This is a genomic window from Micromonospora sp. NPDC020750, from assembly GCF_044334565.1.
Lineage (GTDB): Bacteria > Actinomycetota > Actinomycetes > Mycobacteriales > Micromonosporaceae > Micromonospora.
Window position 1 is genome coordinate 200364 of the sequence record NZ_JBIRTH010000007.1, and the last position, 17513, is coordinate 217876.

General features: G+C 73.7%; 17 protein-coding genes. 12 read left to right on the top strand and 5 right to left on the bottom strand.

Features of this window, described 5'->3' with window-relative positions:
• Positions 1–242: 242 nt before the first annotated feature.
• Complete coding sequence (locus ACH4T9_RS22300) at positions 243–2492, bottom strand: MMPL family transporter (protein ID WP_396671640.1); 2250 nt, start codon at positions 2490–2492, stop codon at positions 243–245.
• A 210-nt stretch (positions 2493–2702) separates the two neighbouring features.
• Positions 2703–3719: an SDR family oxidoreductase gene (locus ACH4T9_RS22305; protein ID WP_396671641.1), complete on the bottom strand. Its 1017-nt coding sequence runs from the start codon at positions 3717–3719 to the stop codon at positions 2703–2705.
• Positions 3720–3728: 9 nt separating this feature from the next.
• On the opposite strand from ACH4T9_RS22305, the gene ACH4T9_RS22310 reads away from it, so the two are divergent.
• Positions 3729–4325: a TetR/AcrR family transcriptional regulator gene (locus ACH4T9_RS22310; protein ID WP_396671642.1), complete on the top strand. Its 597-nt coding sequence runs from the start codon at positions 3729–3731 to the stop codon at positions 4323–4325.
• A gap of 58 nt (positions 4326–4383) precedes the next feature.
• Here the strand turns inward: ACH4T9_RS22310 and ACH4T9_RS22315 are convergent, their stop codons facing one another.
• Positions 4384–4920 (bottom strand): hypothetical protein, encoded by a 537-nt coding sequence (locus ACH4T9_RS22315; protein ID WP_396671643.1) that lies wholly within the window; start codon positions 4918–4920, stop codon positions 4384–4386.
• Positions 4921–5172: 252 nt separating this feature from the next.
• Between ACH4T9_RS22315 and ACH4T9_RS22320 the strand changes: the two genes are divergently transcribed.
• The 3 genes from ACH4T9_RS22320 to ACH4T9_RS22330 all read left to right on the top strand — a co-directional run bounded on the left by ACH4T9_RS22320 (position 5173) and on the right by ACH4T9_RS22330 (position 8139).
• Entirely contained in the window at positions 5173–5409 is a 237-nt protein-coding gene (locus ACH4T9_RS22320; RefSeq protein WP_396686855.1) for a hypothetical protein, read from the top strand.
• 146 nt (positions 5410–5555) lie between these two features.
• Positions 5556–7520, top strand: coding sequence for a protein kinase (locus tag ACH4T9_RS22325; RefSeq protein WP_396671645.1), 1965 nt, complete (start codon positions 5556–5558; stop codon positions 7518–7520).
• 16 nt (positions 7521–7536) lie between these two features.
• Positions 7537–8139, top strand: a complete 603-nt coding sequence (locus ACH4T9_RS22330) for an FHA domain-containing protein (RefSeq protein WP_396671646.1) — start codon at positions 7537–7539, stop codon at positions 8137–8139.
• A gap of 82 nt (positions 8140–8221) precedes the next feature.
• Here the strand turns inward: ACH4T9_RS22330 and ACH4T9_RS22335 are convergent, their stop codons facing one another.
• Positions 8222–9064, bottom strand: coding sequence for an SAM-dependent methyltransferase (locus ACH4T9_RS22335; protein WP_396671647.1), 843 nt, complete (start codon positions 9062–9064; stop codon positions 8222–8224).
• A gap of 170 nt (positions 9065–9234) precedes the next feature.
• On the opposite strand from ACH4T9_RS22335, the gene ACH4T9_RS22340 reads away from it, so the two are divergent.
• Both ACH4T9_RS22340 and ACH4T9_RS22345 read left to right on the top strand, forming a co-directional pair.
• Positions 9235–9714 carry a hypothetical protein gene (locus ACH4T9_RS22340; RefSeq protein WP_396671648.1) on the top strand — a complete coding sequence of 160 codons (480 nt, stop codon included), beginning with the start codon at positions 9235–9237 and terminating at the stop codon, positions 9712–9714.
• Between the two features lie 127 nt (positions 9715–9841).
• Positions 9842–10468: a phosphatase PAP2 family protein gene (locus ACH4T9_RS22345; RefSeq protein WP_396671649.1), complete on the top strand. Its 627-nt coding sequence runs from the start codon at positions 9842–9844 to the stop codon at positions 10466–10468.
• 14 nt (positions 10469–10482) lie between these two features.
• On the opposite strand, the gene ACH4T9_RS22350 is transcribed toward ACH4T9_RS22345, so the two are convergent.
• The gene (locus tag ACH4T9_RS22350) at positions 10483–11391 is read right to left on the bottom strand and encodes a prepilin peptidase (RefSeq protein ID WP_396671650.1); all 909 of its coding nucleotides are present in this window, start codon (positions 11389–11391) and stop codon (positions 10483–10485) included.
• Between the two features lie 651 nt (positions 11392–12042).
• Here ACH4T9_RS22350 and ACH4T9_RS22355 point away from each other — a divergent pair.
• The 6 genes from ACH4T9_RS22355 (at position 12043) to ACH4T9_RS22380 (ending at position 17427) form a co-directional block, all read left to right on the top strand.
• Positions 12043–12504 (top strand): hypothetical protein, encoded by a 462-nt coding sequence (locus ACH4T9_RS22355; RefSeq protein ID WP_396672051.1) that lies wholly within the window; start codon positions 12043–12045, stop codon positions 12502–12504.
• A 101-nt stretch (positions 12505–12605) separates the two neighbouring features.
• Entirely contained in the window at positions 12606–13520 is a 915-nt protein-coding gene (locus ACH4T9_RS22360; protein ID WP_396672052.1) for a hypothetical protein, read from the top strand.
• Positions 13517–14173, top strand: coding sequence for an SAF domain-containing protein (locus ACH4T9_RS22365; RefSeq protein WP_396671651.1), 657 nt, complete (start codon positions 13517–13519; stop codon positions 14171–14173). Before ACH4T9_RS22360 ends, ACH4T9_RS22365 begins: the two co-directional genes overlap by 4 nt.
• Before the next feature lie 2 nt (positions 14174–14175).
• A complete protein-coding gene (locus tag ACH4T9_RS22370; RefSeq protein ID WP_396671652.1) occupies positions 14176–14976 on the top strand; it encodes a ParA family protein in 801 nt (266 codons plus the stop codon).
• The gene (locus ACH4T9_RS22375; RefSeq protein WP_396671653.1) at positions 14966–16522 is read left to right on the top strand and encodes a CpaF family protein; all 1557 of its coding nucleotides are present in this window, start codon (positions 14966–14968) and stop codon (positions 16520–16522) included. The genes ACH4T9_RS22370 and ACH4T9_RS22375 overlap by 11 nt, the downstream gene beginning before the upstream one ends.
• Complete coding sequence (locus ACH4T9_RS22380; RefSeq protein ID WP_396671654.1) at positions 16471–17427, top strand: type II secretion system F family protein; 957 nt, start codon at positions 16471–16473, stop codon at positions 17425–17427. Before ACH4T9_RS22375 ends, ACH4T9_RS22380 begins: the two co-directional genes overlap by 52 nt.
• The last annotated feature ends 86 nt before the right edge of the window (positions 17428–17513 follow it).

Here is a 17513-nt window from a genome sequence, read left to right on the forward strand (position 1 = left end):
TTTACTCGGGGGTGTGTTTTTTTTTTATAAAATTTTTTAAATATATCCCCCCGCGGGGGGCCCCCGGGGCGCCCCTCTCCCCCCCCCCCCCCCCCCCCCCCCCCCCCCCACGCCGCTGGACCCGGCTGTGGCACGAGCGGCCTCTCGTCCGCGAGGTGCGCCACCCTCAGCGACATCCGCCGACGCCGACGCCGTACGGGTCCCTCGGCCCCGTACGGCGTTCGCCCCGTTGCGCCGTCGTTTCAGACCTCGACCGGTTGCCGTACCCGATCGACGTCGTCGTGCGCCTCGCCATGGGAGAGGGTGGGCAGCCAGGCCAGCCAGCCCGGCAGGTACCAGTTCCGTTCCCCCAGCAGGACCATCACCGAGGGCAACAGCACGGCCCGGACGATGGTGGCGTCGATCAGAACCGCGACGGCCAGGCCGAAGCCGAGTTCCTTCATCGACACCAGCGAGCCGGTGGTGAACAGCCCGAACACCGCGACCATGACCAGAGCGGCGCTGGTGATGGTGCCTGCGGTGCCGCGGATGCCCCGGGACACCGCGAGCTTGTTCGGCCAGCCCCGGTCGTAGCCCTCGCGGATCCGGCTGAGCACGAAGACGTGGTAGTCCATCGAGAGCCCGAACAGGATCACGAAGAGGAACAGCGGCACCCAGTTGGTGACCGCGCCGGCGGACTCGAAGTTGAGCACACTCTCGCCCCAGCCGTGCTGGAAGACCAGCACCAGCAGCCCGTACGCGGCGGCGACGGAGAGCAGGTTGAGCACTATCGCGGTCAGGGCCACCACCAGTGACCGGAACGAGACGAGCAGCAGCAGGAACGCCAGGCCGAGCACGAATCCGAACACCAGTGGGGCGCTGCGCCCCATCGCGTCGTTGTAGTCGACCGAGGCGGCGGCCTGTCCGGTGAGCAGCGCCTCTGCCCCGTCGACGCCGTTGACCGTACGCGGGATGACGTCTTCGCGCAGGGCGCGTACGGCCTGCTCGGAGACGGTGTCGATGCCGGTTCCGGACAGTCCGGCGCTGACCACGGCGAGCGTCCGGTCGGGGTTGATCTCGACCGTCACCGGCTCGTGCAGCGCCCCGGCGGCCAGTGCCTCGGACCGGAACCGGCCGATGGCGGCGGTGAGCGCCGGGGTGGTGACGTCGTCGGCCCGGACGGCGAGTACGGCCGGGTCGCCGCCGCCGGGGAAGGCCGCCCCGACCTTGACGAACGTGTCCAGCGCCGGGGCGGAGGCCTGCAGCGTGGTGATGTCCTCCTCAGCGGTGCGCATGCCGAGCGCCGGCATGGCGAGCGCCACCAGCGCGACGGTGGCCAGGATCGCGGACAGTCCCGGCCGGCGCAGCACCAGATTGAGGAACCTGGCCCAGCCCCGGCCGTCCGCCTCGCGCCGGTACAGCCCGGGCACCCGGCCGAGGTCGATCCGGTCGCCGATCTTGGACAGCACGGCCGGCAGCACGGTGAGCGAGCCGAGGGCGGCGATCGCGACCACCAGGATGGTGCCGGTGGCGAGGCTCGCGAAGACGGTGTCGCGGGTGAGGAACATGCCCGAGGTGGCGGTGATGACGGTCAGCGCGGAAATCAGCACGGCCCGGCCGGAGGTCGCCGCCGCGATCGCCAGGGCCCGTTCCGGGTCGGCGCCGCGGGCCCGTTCCTCCCGTTCCCGGCGCAGGTAGAACAGGCAGTAGTCGACGCCGACGGCGAGGCCCATCAGCAGCATCAGGTGCATCGTGGTGTCGACCGTGGGCACCAGCCGGCTGGCGGCGGCGAGCAGGCCGAGGGCGGCCAGGAACGCGGTCAGGGCCAGGCCCATCGGGAGTACGGCGGCCAGCAGCGCGCCGAACGCCACGATCAGGATGCCGAGCGTGACCGGGATGGAGAGCAGCGACAGCCGGTGCATGTCACCGGCGAGGATCTCGCTGAGCGACTGGTCCAGGCTGGCGTCCCCGGTCTGGGCCACCAGCAGGTCCGGAAACTCCCGTTGCACGCGCGCGACGGCGTCGCGTACGGCGTCGACCCGGTCGACGGCGGTGTCCGCCGGCCCGGACAGGTCGAACGTGACCAGGGCCGAGTGCCGGTCAGCCGAGATCGCGTCGGCGTGCACGTTCTCCACCAGGCCGGTGCCCTCGACCGCGCTGACGGTGGCCGTGACGGCCTTGGTGAACGTGGGCGATTCGGCGAGCTGGTCGTCGCTGTGGATCAGCACCATTTCGCCGGCCCGGTCGGGGAAGCCTGCGGCGGCGATCAGTTCGGTGGCCCGGCCGGATTCGCCGTGGCCGTACGAGCTGTCGGCGGCCTGCACGGTGCCGAACACGGCGCTGAGCGCGGTCGCCACGACCACGAACAGCAGCCAGCCGGCGATGGCGATGGTGCGGTGCCGGGCGCTCCAGCCCGCGATCCGCGCGGCAAGGTTGCCGGGCCGCTGGTGGCGCGGTCGGGCGTACGGGTCTTGCCGGGGTAACGGCGGCGGGAGAGCGGTCGACGTGGTCATGCCTCAACGCTATGGACCGGCCCTTCGCGGATCGATCTAGCTCACACCCCGGTTTCCGGTAGGGCTGTCCGGGTTGGCGGGGTAGGGCAGACCCGACCGGGCCCACCAGCTCGCCGCCACCCTTGGGGTGACCTGAACATGACCGCGCCGTTCCGCTCCCTGGCGCAGATCCACAACCGCCGCCGCCTGCTTCGATGGGCGGGCCCGCACTCAGGAGAAGTAGTGGCCCTGCTGGAGGTCGGCGATCAGCCCGGGGCCAGCAGGTTGCCATCCGAGAAGGTCACGAGTGCTCTGTGCCGAGGCAGGCCCGTCGATTGCCCAGAGATCGCCGAGCCAGCCGACGTAGTCGCCAGCTTCCTCGGGGCTGACGGAGACTGCGGGAAGGTGCAGATGGGCGGCGAAAATGTCGGCGACCGCCCGGATCGGCACGCCCTCGTCGCCGACCGCGTGGAGCACGGAGCCGGCCGGCGCGGACTCGACCGCGAGGCGGAACAGTCGCGCGGCGTCATCGCGGTGGACGGCGGGCCAGCGGTTGCTGCCGTCGCCGACGTACGCAGCGGCGCCCTTCTGGCGGGCGAAGCCGATCGCGGTGGTGGTGAAGCCGTTGTCGCCCTTGCCGTGCGTGGCGGGTGGGAGCCGCACGATCGAGGAGCGGACCCCGTGGCCGGCGAGCGCGAGAGCTTGGCGGGCGTTCGCCATCCGTCCGCCGGCACCGCTGATCGGGCCCGTGCTGCCGGTGTCCGAGGCCAGCCCGTCGCGTTCGGTGGCGACGACGCCGGACGGCAGCCCGAGCACCCCGAGCATGCCGGAGGCCATGACGAACGGCTTGCCGGTGCCGGCGAGGGCTTCGCCGAAGGCATCGATCGCCGCGCGATCGGCGTCGGTGGCACCGGCGAGGTCGCCGGCAAAGAACATGTCGTGGTTGAACGCGAGGTGGACGACGCCGTCGGAGGAGGCGGCCGCGTCGCGCAGGGCGTCGAGATCGTCGAGCGATCCCGGGCGGACCTCGGCCCCCATCGCCCGAAGGGATTGGGCCGCCGCATCCGAGCGGGCCAGCCCGGTGACCTTGTGGCCGGCGGCGATCAGCTCGGGGACGAGCCCTCGACCGACCCAGCCTGACGCTCCGGTAACGAACACACGCATGAGGACCTCCCAGTTTTTAGAACGGTCGTACAAGAAACAACCGTAGTACGATCGTTCTAGGAACCGCAATGCGAGAGGGATCACGAGGCAGCGATGACGGGACGGCCGGTCAATCACCAGCGGCGGGCCGACCTGCTCGACGCCGCGGTCGACTACGCGATACAGCACGGGTTCGCCGAGCTGTCGTGGCGACCGGTGGCCCGCGCCCTCGGGGTGTCAACCACAACACTGGTGCATCACTTCGGCACCAAGGAACAGATGCTCGAGGCCATACTCGGACGGTTGCGGGAGCGCGCTTTCGCAGCCACGAGCGATGCGGTCGGCGACCAGCCCGACCTGGCCGCGGCCGCCCGTGCGGTCTGGACCCGCACCTCCGACCCGCGCCAGTGGGCGGAGTTCCGACTGTTCTTCGCGGTCTACGGACGCGCTTTACAGGCGCCACGACAGTTCGCGGAGTTCCTCGATCGCGTCGTGGCCGACTGGATGAGCGCCCTGGTCGACGCGCAAGGACCGGACACCGACGCGGCGACGGCGACGCGCACCGCCACCCTGGTGATCGCGACGATCCGCGGGCTGCTGCTCGACCTGCTGGCTACAGGTGACCAAGACCGCGTCCAGGACGCGGCCGACAGCTTCCTGGCGACTCTCGAACACGACCTGCGACCGCAGAGCAATCCACAGCCACACTGAGCGAAACCATGAGCTGAACTGGGACCCGCCCGGTGGCCTCGCGTGCCGCGCAGCCGCCTCAACTCTCCCTGGCGGGGTCGAAGAGGGAGTCTGGCGGGCCGGCGGCGGCCGGCCCGGCGCGGTGCTCCGGCGGTGGGAGCTGCCGCGCCGGCTGTCGGGAGTGCAGCCGCACGCCTGCCCCGCCGCGTCGCGCCGTGACCGGGACGGTGACCATCCGGACCGGTTCCGGTGGTGTGACGAAGCCACGGGCGCCCCACCGCACCCAGATCGGCACCCGCCCGGCGTCGGCCTCGGCGAGGAGCTTCTCGACCGTACGACGCCGGTCGGTGTGGTCGACCTCGATCACCACGGGCGGCGCGGCGGGCCGGGCGCAGGCGATGTCGATGACGGATCGCTGTCCGGACATCGGCGGCGGAAGCGGCACCACGCTGGCCGCCCGCCGGTAGACCCGCCAGCCCTGCGCCGTGCCCCATTCGGCGATCGTGTCGATGAGCAGTTCGGTGACCTGTTCGGTGGTGCGGTCCACGAAGGTCAGGGAGGCGAGTCGGCCGGACATCGACGCGGCCAGCCGCGCTCCGTCGTCTAAATCGGTCATGCCAGCCGGTTCACTCCTGCCCGTCCGTGGCCCATCGGCCTCGTGGATCTCCTGCATGATCGTCGGGACGTCGCGGCGGCAGACCGGCCATGCCGATCCGACCCGCGGTGGCCCCGTCCACCCAGTTTGCCGGGTCGGCGGGTCTTTCAGGAACTCGGGGCAAAGTTCGAGCCTCTGTGCGGAAGATAGATGGACGACTATTATTCGAGCATCCACCCCGCTCGATTGAGAGGCCCTCAAGTGAAGAAGTTCGTGCGGAACGCCGTCCTGGCCACCCTGCTGACCGTCGCCGGCACCACGGCGGTCGTGGCCAGCCCGGCCATGGCCCTGCCGTTCCCCAACGACAACGAGAGCATCACCTTCATCTACTACTCCGACGCCAGCAAGACCGTAGAGGTCGGGATGTACTCGTACGGCAACTGCGGGGAAGGCTTCGAGTACGGCGTCCGCACCCGCTACAACACCTGGTACCGGACGAGCTGCCGGTAGGACCTGCCGTAGCGGTTGGGTGGGGCTCGGCATCGGGAGGGCCCCACCTGATGGCCGCCTCCTGTCGCCCGGCACGGCCTGGCGACAGGTGACCGGTCCCTAGCGGACGAAGATCCTGGCACACCCCTCGGTCATAATGGGCCGCCATGGTCCACACAGAGCAGTCGGCACCCCACCGCCCCGGGGAGGCCGACACAGTCCCGGGGCTCGACCTCGGCGTGGCCGGCTGCACGGACGCGGTCGAGATCGGTCGCGGCGGCTTCGGCGTGGTCTACCGCGCCTGGCAGCCCGACTTCTCCCGCTGGGTGGCGGTCAAGGTGCTCGCCGCCGACTGGCACGGCCCGTCCCGGGCCCGCTTCGAGCGCGAACTCAGGGTGCTGGGGCGGCTCTCCGACCATCCGCACATCGTCACCCTGCACCAGGCCGGTCGGACGGCGGCCGGCAACCCGTACCTGCTGATGGCGTACGAGGAGGGTGGCTCACTGGCCGACCGGCTGGCCGCCGCCCAGGCGGGCGGCGCACCCGAGGCGGAGTCGGCGGCGCAGCGATGGCCGGCGGCGGTGGCCGGCGGGATCACGGTGGCGGGGGCGCTGGAGACCGCGCACCGGGCCGGCGTACTGCACCGCGACGTGAAGCCGGAGAACATCCTGATCTCCCGGTACGGCGAGCCGAAGCTGGCCGACTTCGGGCTGGCCCGGCCCCGGGCGGCGGAGCCCGGCCCCGGACGACGCCGGGTGACGACGAGTGTGCTGCACGCCGCGCCGGAGATCCTGCGCGGCGAGCCGGCCTCGGTCGCCTCGGACGTGTACGCGCTGGCATCGTCGGTGCTGCACTGGATCCGGGGCACGCCCGCCTTCGCCGAGGCGCCGTCGGGCGCGGGGCCGCCGGACGGGACGGAGCCGCTGGCGCGGCTGCTCCGGCGGGTCGCCGTCGACCCGGTGCCCGACCTGCGGCCGGCCTGCGTACCCGATGCGGTGTGCGTGGTGCTGGAGCGGGCGATGGCGAAGGACCCGGCGCTGCGCCACCCGACGGCGGTGGCGTTCGCCGAGGACCTCCAGCGGGCACAGCGCGCCGCCGGCCAGCCGGTCACCCCGCTCATGCCCGGCGGCGGGGACGACGGGGCCGCCCACCCACGGCCGGACGACGCCCCGGCCGCCGATGGCGATCAGGTGCCGCCCCGACCCCGGTTCTCGCTCAGCGCGCGCCGCCGGGCGGCTCTCGACCTGGACCTCACCGCCACCGTGCGGGGCCGGCAGCCGCCCGGGGTGCCCCGGCGCGCGCTGGCCCGTGCCGTCGGGTTGCTGGTCGCGCTGGTGTCGGTGCTGGCCACCGGCTGGTCGGCGGCCCTGCCGACCCCGGCTCCCATCGAAATGCCGGTGGAGCTGACCCTCGGTGACCAGGAGGTCAACGTGGACTCCGCCGAGCAGACGCTGACCGTGCGCAACCCGGGCGACCGGGCGGTGCGGGTGACGGGGGTCGCGTCGACCGGGGCGGACGGCGCGGACCTCCGGGTCACCGCCGAGGGATGCACGGCCCGGCCGCTGGCGCCCGGGCGGGCGTGCGAGGTGCGGCTGGTCTTCGCCCCCCGCGCGCCGGGGCCGCGCCGGCCGGTGCTGGCGCTGACCGTGGCCGGGTCGCCGGACCCGGTGACCGTCCGGGTGGTCGGGACCGGCCATCCGCGCCGGGCGAGCCGGGACGACGCGCCCCCGGGCCGCTGCTACGACGACGCCTACCAGGTGGGCACGTCGGCGTACGGGTACGCCGGCGGCCTGCGCGCGATCTCGGTGAAGCAGTACTGGTCGCCTGCCTGCCGGGCCGCCATGGCGTACGTCTGGGTGTGGAAGCAGTACCGGGACAACGCGGCGACCGACGGCGGCACCTGGGACGTCGACCTCACGGTCCGCCCCGGGACCGGGGCAGCCGGACCGCCGGGGGCGCTCGACGCGTTCGGGCCGGTCGGGGTGCGGCAGCGGGCGACGGGGCAGCCGTTCGAGCTGTGGACCGAGCCGCTCCCGGTGGACGGCGGCTGCACCACGGCGACCGCCACCGTGACGAGCGTGCGGACCGGGGTGCCGACCAGCGCGACGACCGAGCCGTACTGCGGCGACTGACCGTTCGGAGGCGCGGGTGGCGGAGGGGTACTTCGAGGTGTACGGCGCGGGTGGCGTCCGGCTGGTGCCGTTGACCACCGACGCGCTGACCATCGGGCGGGCGAAGACCAACGAGTTGCCCATTGACAGCAGGCTCGTGTCCCGCCTGCACGCCCTGGTCGAGCGCTACCCGTCCGGCTGGTCGATCCGGGACCTGGGCAGCACCAACGGCACCACGGTCAACGGCAGCCCGGTGCGTCAGGCACAGATCCTGCGGGACGGGGACCGGGTGGAGGTCGGCCCGGCCCGGCTGCTCTTCCACGCCCCGTCGGAGCACCCCGGCACCCGGACCCTGCACGTCGAGGCGCCGCCCGCGCCGCCCGCCCTGACCCCGCGCGAGCAGGAGGTGATCACGGTGCTCTGCCGCCCGTACGTCTCCGGCGGTCAGCCGTTCCCCGAGCCGCCCTCGGTGCGCGCGATCGCGACCGCCCTGCACGTCACGGAGAGCGCGGTGAAGAAGCACCTGACCCGGCTGTACGAGAAGTTCGACCTGACCTCCAACGAGGACCGGCGCCGGTCGCGGCTGGCCAGCGAGGCGGTGCGCCGCGGCTCGGCCGGCCAGCAGTCGGCCGCTCCCTGACCCGCCGCCCCGATCCGCCTGCCCTGACCCGCCGCGCCCGGGGAGCACCGGCCGACGTGCCGTTCGTCCCGGCCGCACGGCTTCAGCGGCGGACGCCCACCCCGCCGAAACCGTGCGACACCCCGTCCCGCGGCTCGCCGTCGGGCCGCCAGTCGGCCAGCCAGGCCAGGCCCGGCTCGATCAGGTCGTACCCGTCGAAGAACCGGAGGATGTCGGCGCGGGTGCGGGGCACCAGCGGGGCGGTGCTCTGCTGGTAGACGGCCCGGCCCCGCTGCGCGGGCAGCGGCGGGGCGCCGTCGAGCGTCAGGTGGGACAGCAGGAGCTGGCTGCCGGGGGCGGTGGCGTCGCGCAGCCGGGCGACCGCCGCGTACGGGTCCTCGGCGTCCGGCACGAAGTGCAGCACCGCCACCAGCAGCACGGCGACCGGGCGGGTGAAGTCGATCGACGCGGTCACGTCGGGGTGGGTCAGCAGCTCGTCCGGCCGGCGCAGGTCGCCCCGGACCACGACCGTGCGGGTCGCGTCGCCGAGCAGCCGCCGGGCGTACGCGACGGCGACCTCGTCGTAGTCGACGTAGACGACCCGTGAGTCGGGGGCCACGGACTGCACGACCTCGTGCACGTTGCCCTGGGTGGGCAGCCCCGCACCGATGTCGAGGAACTGCCGCACGCCCTGCTCGGCGGCGTACCGGACGGCGCGACGCAGGAACGCACGGTTGGTCTGGGCGGCTACGCCGGTGTCCGGGAAGAGCTCCAGCAGCTGCCGGGCGGCGGCCCGGTCGGCGGCGAAGTTGTGGCAGCCGCCCAGGTAGTAGTCGTACATCCGGGCGACGTTCGGCCGGCTCTCGACGCCTGACCCGGCCGTCCCGGCGCTGGTGGCGTCGCTCTTTTCCGCGCCGGGTGGGGTCGGCGCCGGGTCGCTGGTCACGATGTCCCTCCACTGCGGCAGCTCGGTACGCGTCCTGAATGTCTAGCACCCACGCACGACCGCCATCGACCCCGCGTGTCGTTGATCCGGTTGTATCCGTCGTCGGTCCGCGGCGACGGTGGGGCTGCGACGCCGGCAGGGTCGGCGCCGCCAGGTCGAGGAGGTACGCGATGACCCGTCAGCGAGAGACCGTCGAGGTCGACCCCGTGCTGTTCCGCGCCGTGTACGACTCACCGGCCGCGCTGCCCGGCCGGCACCGCTGGGTGACGCCGGAGCACGACGTCCGCCGGATCGAGAAGCTGCTCGGGATGCCGGCGCGCAGCATCGGGGCGCCCCTGTGGGTCAGCGGCGACGAGCCGGACTGCCCGAAGTGCGGCCGGCGGATGACCTGGCTCGACATCGTCTCGTCGGCGCTGCACGGCGTGCACGACCCGGCGATGATCGCCCGGGTGATCCTCGGCGACCGCCGGTACGTCAACACGGAGGTGCCGAACGCGATCGGCGGCGTGCACTGTTCCGACTGCCGGACACCCATCGACGGGCTGCGCAGCTTCAAGTGCCACAACTGGGCGTACGCCTTCGAGGCGCTGGAGGAGGTCGTCGAGCGGATGTCGGGCGGCGTGCCCCGGCCGGTGCCCGGCCAGTCGTGAAGCTGTCCCGGGCCCGCACCGACCTTGGTCGGGGCTGCCACCTGACGTTCGTCCGGTGCGGGGATTCGGCCCGGTCGCCTACCGTGTGATCAGGTGAACGGAAGATGAACACTTGGTAGGTTGAGGCATGATTGACGGCTTCTTGTCGGATGCTCCCCAGTTCAGCGTCGACTGGTACCGCGGCATCGTCGACTTCGCGGACGGCACGCCCGCTTCGGTGCAGTGGTTCGCCGCGCACTTCACCGAGTGGTCGATCATCCTGCTCGGGCTCCTGTTCGTGGCGGCGGCCCTGCCGAGGCTGGGTGCCGGTCCGCGCAGCCTCGCGCTCGCCGTGGCCGCGCCGGTCGCGGTCGTCCTCGCGTACGGCGGCAGCGAGCTACTCAAGACGGTGGTGGACGAGGAGCGCCCCTGCCGCACCCCGGCCGACCTGGTGATCGTCGCCGGGCAGTGCCCACCCGTGGGCGACTGGTCCTTCCCGAGCAACCACTCGACGATCGCGGGCGCGCTGGCCGCCGTGATCCTGCTGCTGTCCCCCCGACTCGCCTGGTACGCGGTCCCACTGGCCGTGCTGGCCGCGTTCTCCCGCGCCTTCGTCGGCGTGCACTACCCGCACGACGTGGCCGCCGGCCTGCTCCTCGGCGCGCTGGTGGCCACCGTCGGCACCCCGCTGCTGGCCCGGCCGGTCGCGGAGGTGCTGCGCCGCCGGGAACGCCGGGCCGACCGCCCGGTGGCCGACGCCAGCCGGGGCCGCTGACGGAAGGACCCCGGTCAGCGGACGAGAAGCAGGGTGACGACCGTTCCGAGCACCAGGAACGGACCGAAGGGCAGGTGGCTGGACCAGCGGACCCGGCGGGCCAGCAGCAGCGCCAGGCTGGTCAGCGCGGAGAGCGTGAACGTCACCAGCACCCCGAGCACCAGGACCGGCCAGCCGTGCCAGCCGAGCAGCGCGCCCACCCCGAGCGCCAGCTTGGCGTCGCCGAGGCCGAAGCCGCGCCGCCCGAGCACCAGGGTGGTGGCGGCAAAGCAGAGCGCCAAACCGACCCCGGCCGCCGCCGCCCGCAGCCAGGGAGCGGGCCCGGCGGCGGCCAGCGCGGCCACCCCGAGCAGCGCCTGAGCCCCAAGGGCCGCCGGCCAGGTGAGCCGGTCGGGCAGCCGGTGCACGGCCGCGTCGACGAAGACCAGCGGCACCGCCCAGCCGAGCCACCAGGCCAGGGCTGCCCGCTCGCCCGGCGTCCCGCCCGCCGCCACGAGCACCGACAGCGCCGCCAGCACGGCGACCTCGACCGTGCCGGGCGGCGCGCCGACCCGGGACCGGCAGGCCGGACAGCGGGCCGCCGGCCCGAGCGCCGGCCAGGGCCGGTCGAGCGCGAGCGGCGTACCGCAGGTCGGGCAGGCCGTCCGGTCCGGCGCCCCGGGCGGTACGGCGTACCGGGCGACTGCGAGGCGGAGCACCGGGGCGACGGCCAGGATCGCCGCGAGTCGCGCCCACGGCCGCCCTCGCGACCCGGCACGAGCCCCCGGCTCGGGCGGCGGGACCGGCACGACCGACGCGGGCACGACCGACGCGGGCTCGACCGGTTCGACGGGTGCCGCGAGGGGCCGGGACGGGGGGTCAGCGGGCATGCCCGGCCCCCGGGCCGGCCGGGCGGCCGGGTCGGAGAGGACACGGTGAGTCACCTTCGACTCGCCCTCGGGTAGCGGATGACGCCGAATCCGACCCGGCCACACCCCGCCAGGGCCGAGCGGGGCCGCGCGGCCGGTGGGGCGGCCGGACGGGCACGGTAGGCACCCCGACCTGCGGGCATTTCGGACCCACCCTCCCGGAGCGGGCCGGCTGACCGGCCGAAAGGACCGCGCACCCCACACCCGCAGCCGATGTCACAGCCGTCATGGTGCCGTCCGAGGGCGACCCCGACCCCGCGATGTCCGGTCCCGCACGCGCCATCCCCCACCACCACCCACCCGTCACCCATAGTGTTCGCATGAATTGCCTCTGTTGCATCGGCAGGCGTCAGCTTATGCTCGCCCCTTGAGTACGGCGCAACCCCGCAAGCGGCGTCGGAGGCAACGCGAGGACATCGATTCACGGCTTTTCTAAGATCAGCACAGGCGAATACCGCGGTGACGCAGCAATATCCAGATGACATCATCCGGCCGCGTTGCCGCACACCCGGGAGCGGTCGGCGTGCCGCCTGGCCGGGTCGCCAGCAAGGAGGGGCGGCGTTGCGAGCACAGCACCCCGACCGATGGACGATCTTCCTGGTCGCGGTCCTGGTGATCGGACCGGTCGCCGCCTGCGGCGCGGAACCCGGGACCACGGCGCAGCCCCTGTCGGCGGCACCGAAGACGACCCAGAGCCATTCGGCGGCCGAGGAACGGGCGGCCCGAGAATCGGCGCTCACCGCATATTCCGGATATCTCGCGGCGTCCCGGACGGCGAACCGCCGCAGCGATCCGTTCCACCCGGAACTGACCAGGTTCCTGGCAGATCCATTGCTGACCCGGGTTCGACTGGCAATTCGCGACGCGAAGGAGCACGGTGCCATGCGTACCGGAACGCTCGTTTCCGATCCCACCGTCACCTCCGTGAGCCTGGACGGCGTCCCGGCCACGGTGGAAATCCAGGACTGTGTGGACGCCACCGGCTACCGGCTGGTCTACACGAAGACGAAGAAAGTCGTGCCCGGCTCGGGCGGCGGGCGGCACCTGGCCACCGCGACGGCCACCCGGTACGCGGACGGCCGCTGGCTGATCAGCTCCGGTGCCGCCCACGAGGACCAGCCGTGCTGACCCGGGGCGGACGGGCCGCCGCAGCCCCCGGCCGGCGCGACGCACCAGCGGTACGTCCACGGCCCGCCCACCGCCGGCTCCGCGATCCGCGGCCCGGGCGGCTGCTCGCCGGGATCGGCCTGGCCCTCGTGCTCGCGGTCGTGGCGGCCCCGCCCACCGCCCCCGTCGCGGCGGCGGCCCGGGGTGGCGGGGTGGAGTGCCCCGTCGGCCAGAACGACTGCAATATCTGGGACGACGACCCGGGCACCCCGGGCGGCGGCGGGAAACCCGGCGGCGGCGGGGGCGGCAACGACGGGCCGGCCGGCAAGTGCCAGTGGGGCGGCAAGGTCCTCCCCTGCTACGACAGCATCCTCGGCTGGTTCAACAACGGCGATGGCTGCTACTACAAGCTGAAGCAGCCGCAGCCGCCGGGCACCCCCGAGGGCAAGCAGTGGTACCAGCTCACCTGCAACGGCGGGGACCTCGGCAGCATCCGCGAGGAACTGCGGGACGCCCCGCCGCCCGGCTACGGTGCCCCGCCCGACCCGGAGGAACTGGCCCGCCGCGCGCTCGCCTCGATCTCGCTGCTCCCGCCCCGGGCGTCCGTCGCCCCGCGCAAGAGCAAGGGCCCCGGCCTGGTCGGCCTGCCGGTGTGGATGTGGGCCAGCCCGGGTGAAAACTACTTCGGTCCGCTGACGGCCTCGAAGACCGACCGTGGCCTGACGGTGAGCATCACCGCGACCGTCAAGGAGATCGTCTGGAACATGGGCGACGGCACGAGCGCGGACAACAGCACGAAGGTCAAGTGCGAGGGCCCCGGCACCCCGTACCAGGTGGGCGGCCCAGGCGCCGGCCGGCGCTCCCCCGACTGCGGTTTCGACAGCGGCTACGCCAGGGCCGCCACATACGACGTCTACGCCACCACCTTCTGGACCGTGCACTGGGTCGGCGGGAACCAGAGCGGCGACATTCCCCAGACCCGGACCAGCGGCACGGTCCAGATCGAGATCGACGAGCTTCAGGTGGTGACCCGGTGAGTCTGGCGACGCGCAACGGCACGGGGCCGGTGGACGCCCCCATCGCCCCGCCCAAGGTGCTCCGGCAGCGCCGGGCCCGCCCCGGCCTGCTCGGCCTCGCGGTGCTGCTGATCGCCCTCGGCGGCCTCGGCGCGGCGTTCGCGGTCACCTCCGTCCGGGCGACCGGCAGCTACCTCGCGGTGGCCCGGCCGGTGGAGGTGGGCCGGACGCTCAGCGCCGACGACCTGGTCACCGTGCAGGTGGCCGGCGGGCAAGGGCTGCGGCCGGTGCCGGCGGGACAGCTCAACGAGGTGGTCGGCAAGCGGGCGGCCGTCGCACTGGCCCCGGGAACCCTGCTCACCCCCGCCCAGCTCACCGACGACCCGCTGCTCGGCCCCGGCCAGCAGCAGATCTCCCTCGACCTCGCCCCGGGCCGGGTGCCGGCGAAGCGGCTGCACCCCGGCGACCGGGTACTGCTGGTCAGCACCCCGAACCGCAACGCCAACGGGCAGAGCGCCGGCAGCACCCGGTTCGAGGCCACCGTGATCGACACGGCCACGCCGAGCAGCAGCAGCGTCGTGGTCTACGTGGCGCTCACCGCCCGGGACGTGCCTGCCATCGTGGCGCTGGCCGCCCAGGACCGGATCGCGGTCGTGCTGATTGGGGCGGCCTGAGCATGGCGATCATCGCGCTGGTCTCGGCGAAGGGTTCACCCGGCGTCACCACGACCGCGCTGGCCTGCGCTCTGACCTGGCACCGGCGGCTGGTGCTCGCCGAGTGCGACCCGTCCGGCGGGTCGGTCCTCGCCGGCTACCTCGGCGGGGTGCTGGACGGCCCCCGGGGCATCGGCGAGCTGGCCGTCGGGGAGTTGCGCGACGGGAGCCTGGAGTCCGCGTTCTGGTCCCAGCTCGTCGACCTCGACGCGCCCCGCCGGGAGCGTCTGCTGCTGCCCGGTGTCGTCGACCCCGCGCAGGCCGGCAGCGTCACCCCGCTCTGGCACCGGTTCGCCGACTTCTTCCTCGACCTGGAACGCGGCCAGCTCCCGTACGACGTGCTCGTCGACTGTGGGCGACTCCAGGTGACCGGCCCGCCGTGGCCGATCCTGCGCGCCGCCGCCGTGGTCCTCCTGGTCACCCGGGCGAAGCTGCCCGACCTGTCCGCCACCCGGTCCATGATCCGGGCGATCGAGCGGGACTTCACCGAGCACCGGGTGCCGCCCGGCACGCTGCGGCTGCTGCCGATCGGCGACGGGCACGGGCGCGGCGAGATCAGCAAGGCGCTGCGGCTGCCGGTGATCGCGCGGCTGCCGGAGGACCCGCGTACCGCGGAGGTGCTCACCCTCGGCGGCACCGTGCGGGCCGGCCGACCGCTGATGCGCGGGGCCGGAGCCCTGGAGGTGCCGATCCGGGCGCTGCTGGACCGCCGCCGGGCCCGGCTGGCCTGGCCGGCCGCCCAAGGGGTGCCGGATGCGGTTTGAGCCGGTGTCGCACGACCCCCGGGTCCCGCAGCAGCAGGGTGCGACCTCCATCGCCCCGCCGCTGCCGCCGGCCCCGAACGGGCGGCACCAGCAACCGGTCCCGCCGGTGGGCCCCGCCCCGCCGCCGACCGTCGCGCCGACGCCGCCCCGGCCCCGGGTCGACTTCGCCGTGGTCCGGGAGCTGCGCCGGGAGCTGAGCGAACGGCTCACGCTGTGGCAGCGCGGCCGGGAGTTCGACGCCGACGCCGAGGACGTCGAGCGGGCCCGCCTTGCCGTCGCGGTGGTCGCCGAGTACGCCGACGCGGTCCGCCGGGCCGGCACCCCGATGCCCGCCGGGGAGGAGCGGCTGCTGCTCGACCAGGTGACCGCCGAACTGGTCGGCCTCGGGCGGCTCCAGACGCTGCTGGTCGACGACACCATCGAGGAGGTGCACATCCTCGGCTGCGACCAGGTGCGCATCACCCGGCACGGCGGCGGGGTCGACTGGGCCGACCCGATCGCCGACAGCGACGACGAGCTGGTGGAGATCCTGCAGGCGGCGGCCCGCCGGGCCGGGGCGACCGAGCGGTCCCTGTCCACCTCGAAGCCCACCCTGGACCTGCAACTGCCCGACGGCAGCCGGCTGGCCGCCGTGTTCCTGGTCAGCCACCGCCCGTACGCGGTGATCCGCAAGCACAACACCCTCGAGGTGAGCCTCGACGACATCGCCGGCAGCCGGGGCGACCTGGACGAGATGATCGACCCGCTGCTGCGCGACTTCCTGCGGGCGTCCATGCGGGCCGGGCTGAACATCATGGTCGCCGGGCTGGCCGGGGCGGGGAAGACCACCGTCATCCGGGCGCTGATGGACGAGATCCCGGCCGATGAGCCGTACGTGCTGCTGGAGGAGAGCCGGGAGCTGCTTCCCGCCCGCCGGGGGCACAAGCACCGGGCGGTGATGAGCTTCGAGGCACGGGAGGGGCACGGCGAACGCGGGCTGGACGGCCGCCCGGCCGGCGAGGTGAGCATCGCCGACCTGATTCCCGTGTCGCTGCGGATGGGCGTGCTGCGGATCATCGTCGGCGAGGTGCGGTCCCGGGAGATCGTGCCGATGCTCCAGGCGATGACCACCAGCCGCGGATCGATGTGCACCATTCACGCCCGCAGTCCGGGCGGGGTGGGCGAGCGGATCGTCGAGCTGGCGCTGTCGCACGGCCGGGAGATGACCGTCGACCAGGCCCGCCGAATGGCCGGCAACGCCCTCGACCTGATCGTCTACGTCACCGTCGAGGACGAGACCGCGATCGGTGGCCGCAAGTACCGCTTCGTCTCCCACGTGGAGGAGGTGATCGGGGTCGGCGAGGGCAGCCGGATCACCACCACCAGCGTCTTCGGTCCGGGGCCGGACGGCCGGGCCATCCCCCGTCACCTGCCCGAACGCGTCCGCGACCAGCTCCTGCGGGTGGGCTACGACGCCCGGCTGCTGGGTCGGTGGATCGAGGCCGGGGCCGGGGCGTGGCAGCGTCCCCGGCACACCCGGCTCGGCGTCAGGCCGGTGACCCGGTGACCCCGAACATCGAGCTGATCGCCGTGGTGTCCGGCGCGGCATGCGTGGCCGGCCTGGTGCTGGCGGTGGTGGCGCTGGTCGGCACCACCCGGCCCGCCGGCCCGGCTCCGGGCGCGGGCCCGGGTGGCGGGCTGCGCCGACTCTGGCTCGGCTCCGGCACCACCGCCCGGGAGCAGCGCAACCACCAGGTGCTGATCGGCGGCGCGGTGCTCGGCGGCGCGCTGGCGTTCCTGCTCACCGGGCTGCCCGTGGTCGGCCTGCTGGTCGCCGTGGCGGTGCCCGGCGCGCCGTGGCTGTTCGCGGTCGGCCGCGCCGAACAACGGGCCATCTCCCGGATCGAGGCGGTCGGCGAGTGGACCCGCCGGCTCAAGGACGTCTCGTCCACGGGCCAGGGCCTCCAGCAGGCCATCCTCGGCACCATCGCCACCGTGCCCGAGGAGATCGCGGAGGAGGTACGGACGCTCGCCGCCCGGCTCCAGGCCGGCTGGCAGGCCCGCACGGCCCTGCTCGCGTTCGCCGACGAGATCGGGGACCCGGTCTGCGACCAGGTGGTGGCGGCGCTGATCCTGCACCTGACCGACCGGGGGGAGCGGCTCGGCGACGTGCTGGGCTCCATCGCCAGCGCGGCCGGCGCCGAGGTGGCCACCCGCCGGGAGATCGAGGCCAAGCGCACCCAGCCGCGGTTCGCGGTCCGGTTCCTCACCGGGATGACCCTGCTGACCCTCGCGTACGGCCTGGTCAACACCGAGTACGTCCGCCCGTACGGCACGCCGGTGGGGCAGCTCGTGATGGCCGTGCTCGGCGGGGCGTTCATCGGGCTGCTGGCCTGGGTGCGGGCGATGAGCCAGCCGCCCCGGCCGGCCCGCTTCCTGCCCGCCCCCGACCGGACGGAGGCGATCGCGTGAGTGAGCTTGCGAGCCCCGCAGCCGCGAACGAAAGGCGGCACCCGTGAGCGCGAGGAGTGAGCTTGCGAGCCCCGCAGTCGCGAACG

Coding starts and splice junctions, on each gene's coding strand:
- ACH4T9_RS22345 (WP_396671649.1), top strand. CDS start 9,842: ATGATTGACGGCTTCTTGTCGGATGCTCCCCAGTTCAGCGTCGACTGG.
- ACH4T9_RS22340 (WP_396671648.1), top strand. CDS start 9,235: ATGACCCGTCAGCGAGAGACCGTCGAGGTCGACCCCGTGCTGTTCCGC.
- ACH4T9_RS22375 (WP_396671653.1), top strand. CDS start 14,966: ATGCGGTTTGAGCCGGTGTCGCACGACCCCCGGGTCCCGCAGCAGCAG.
- ACH4T9_RS22325 (WP_396671645.1), top strand. CDS start 5,556: ATGGTCCACACAGAGCAGTCGGCACCCCACCGCCCCGGGGAGGCCGAC.
- ACH4T9_RS22370 (WP_396671652.1), top strand. CDS start 14,176: ATGGCGATCATCGCGCTGGTCTCGGCGAAGGGTTCACCCGGCGTCACC.
- ACH4T9_RS22315 (WP_396671643.1), bottom strand. CDS start 4,920: ATGACCGATTTAGACGACGGAGCGCGGCTGGCCGCGTCGATGTCCGGC.
- ACH4T9_RS22300 (WP_396671640.1), bottom strand. CDS start 2,492: ATGACCACGTCGACCGCTCTCCCGCCGCCGTTACCCCGGCAAGACCCG.
- ACH4T9_RS22310 (WP_396671642.1), top strand. CDS start 3,729: ATGACGGGACGGCCGGTCAATCACCAGCGGCGGGCCGACCTGCTCGAC.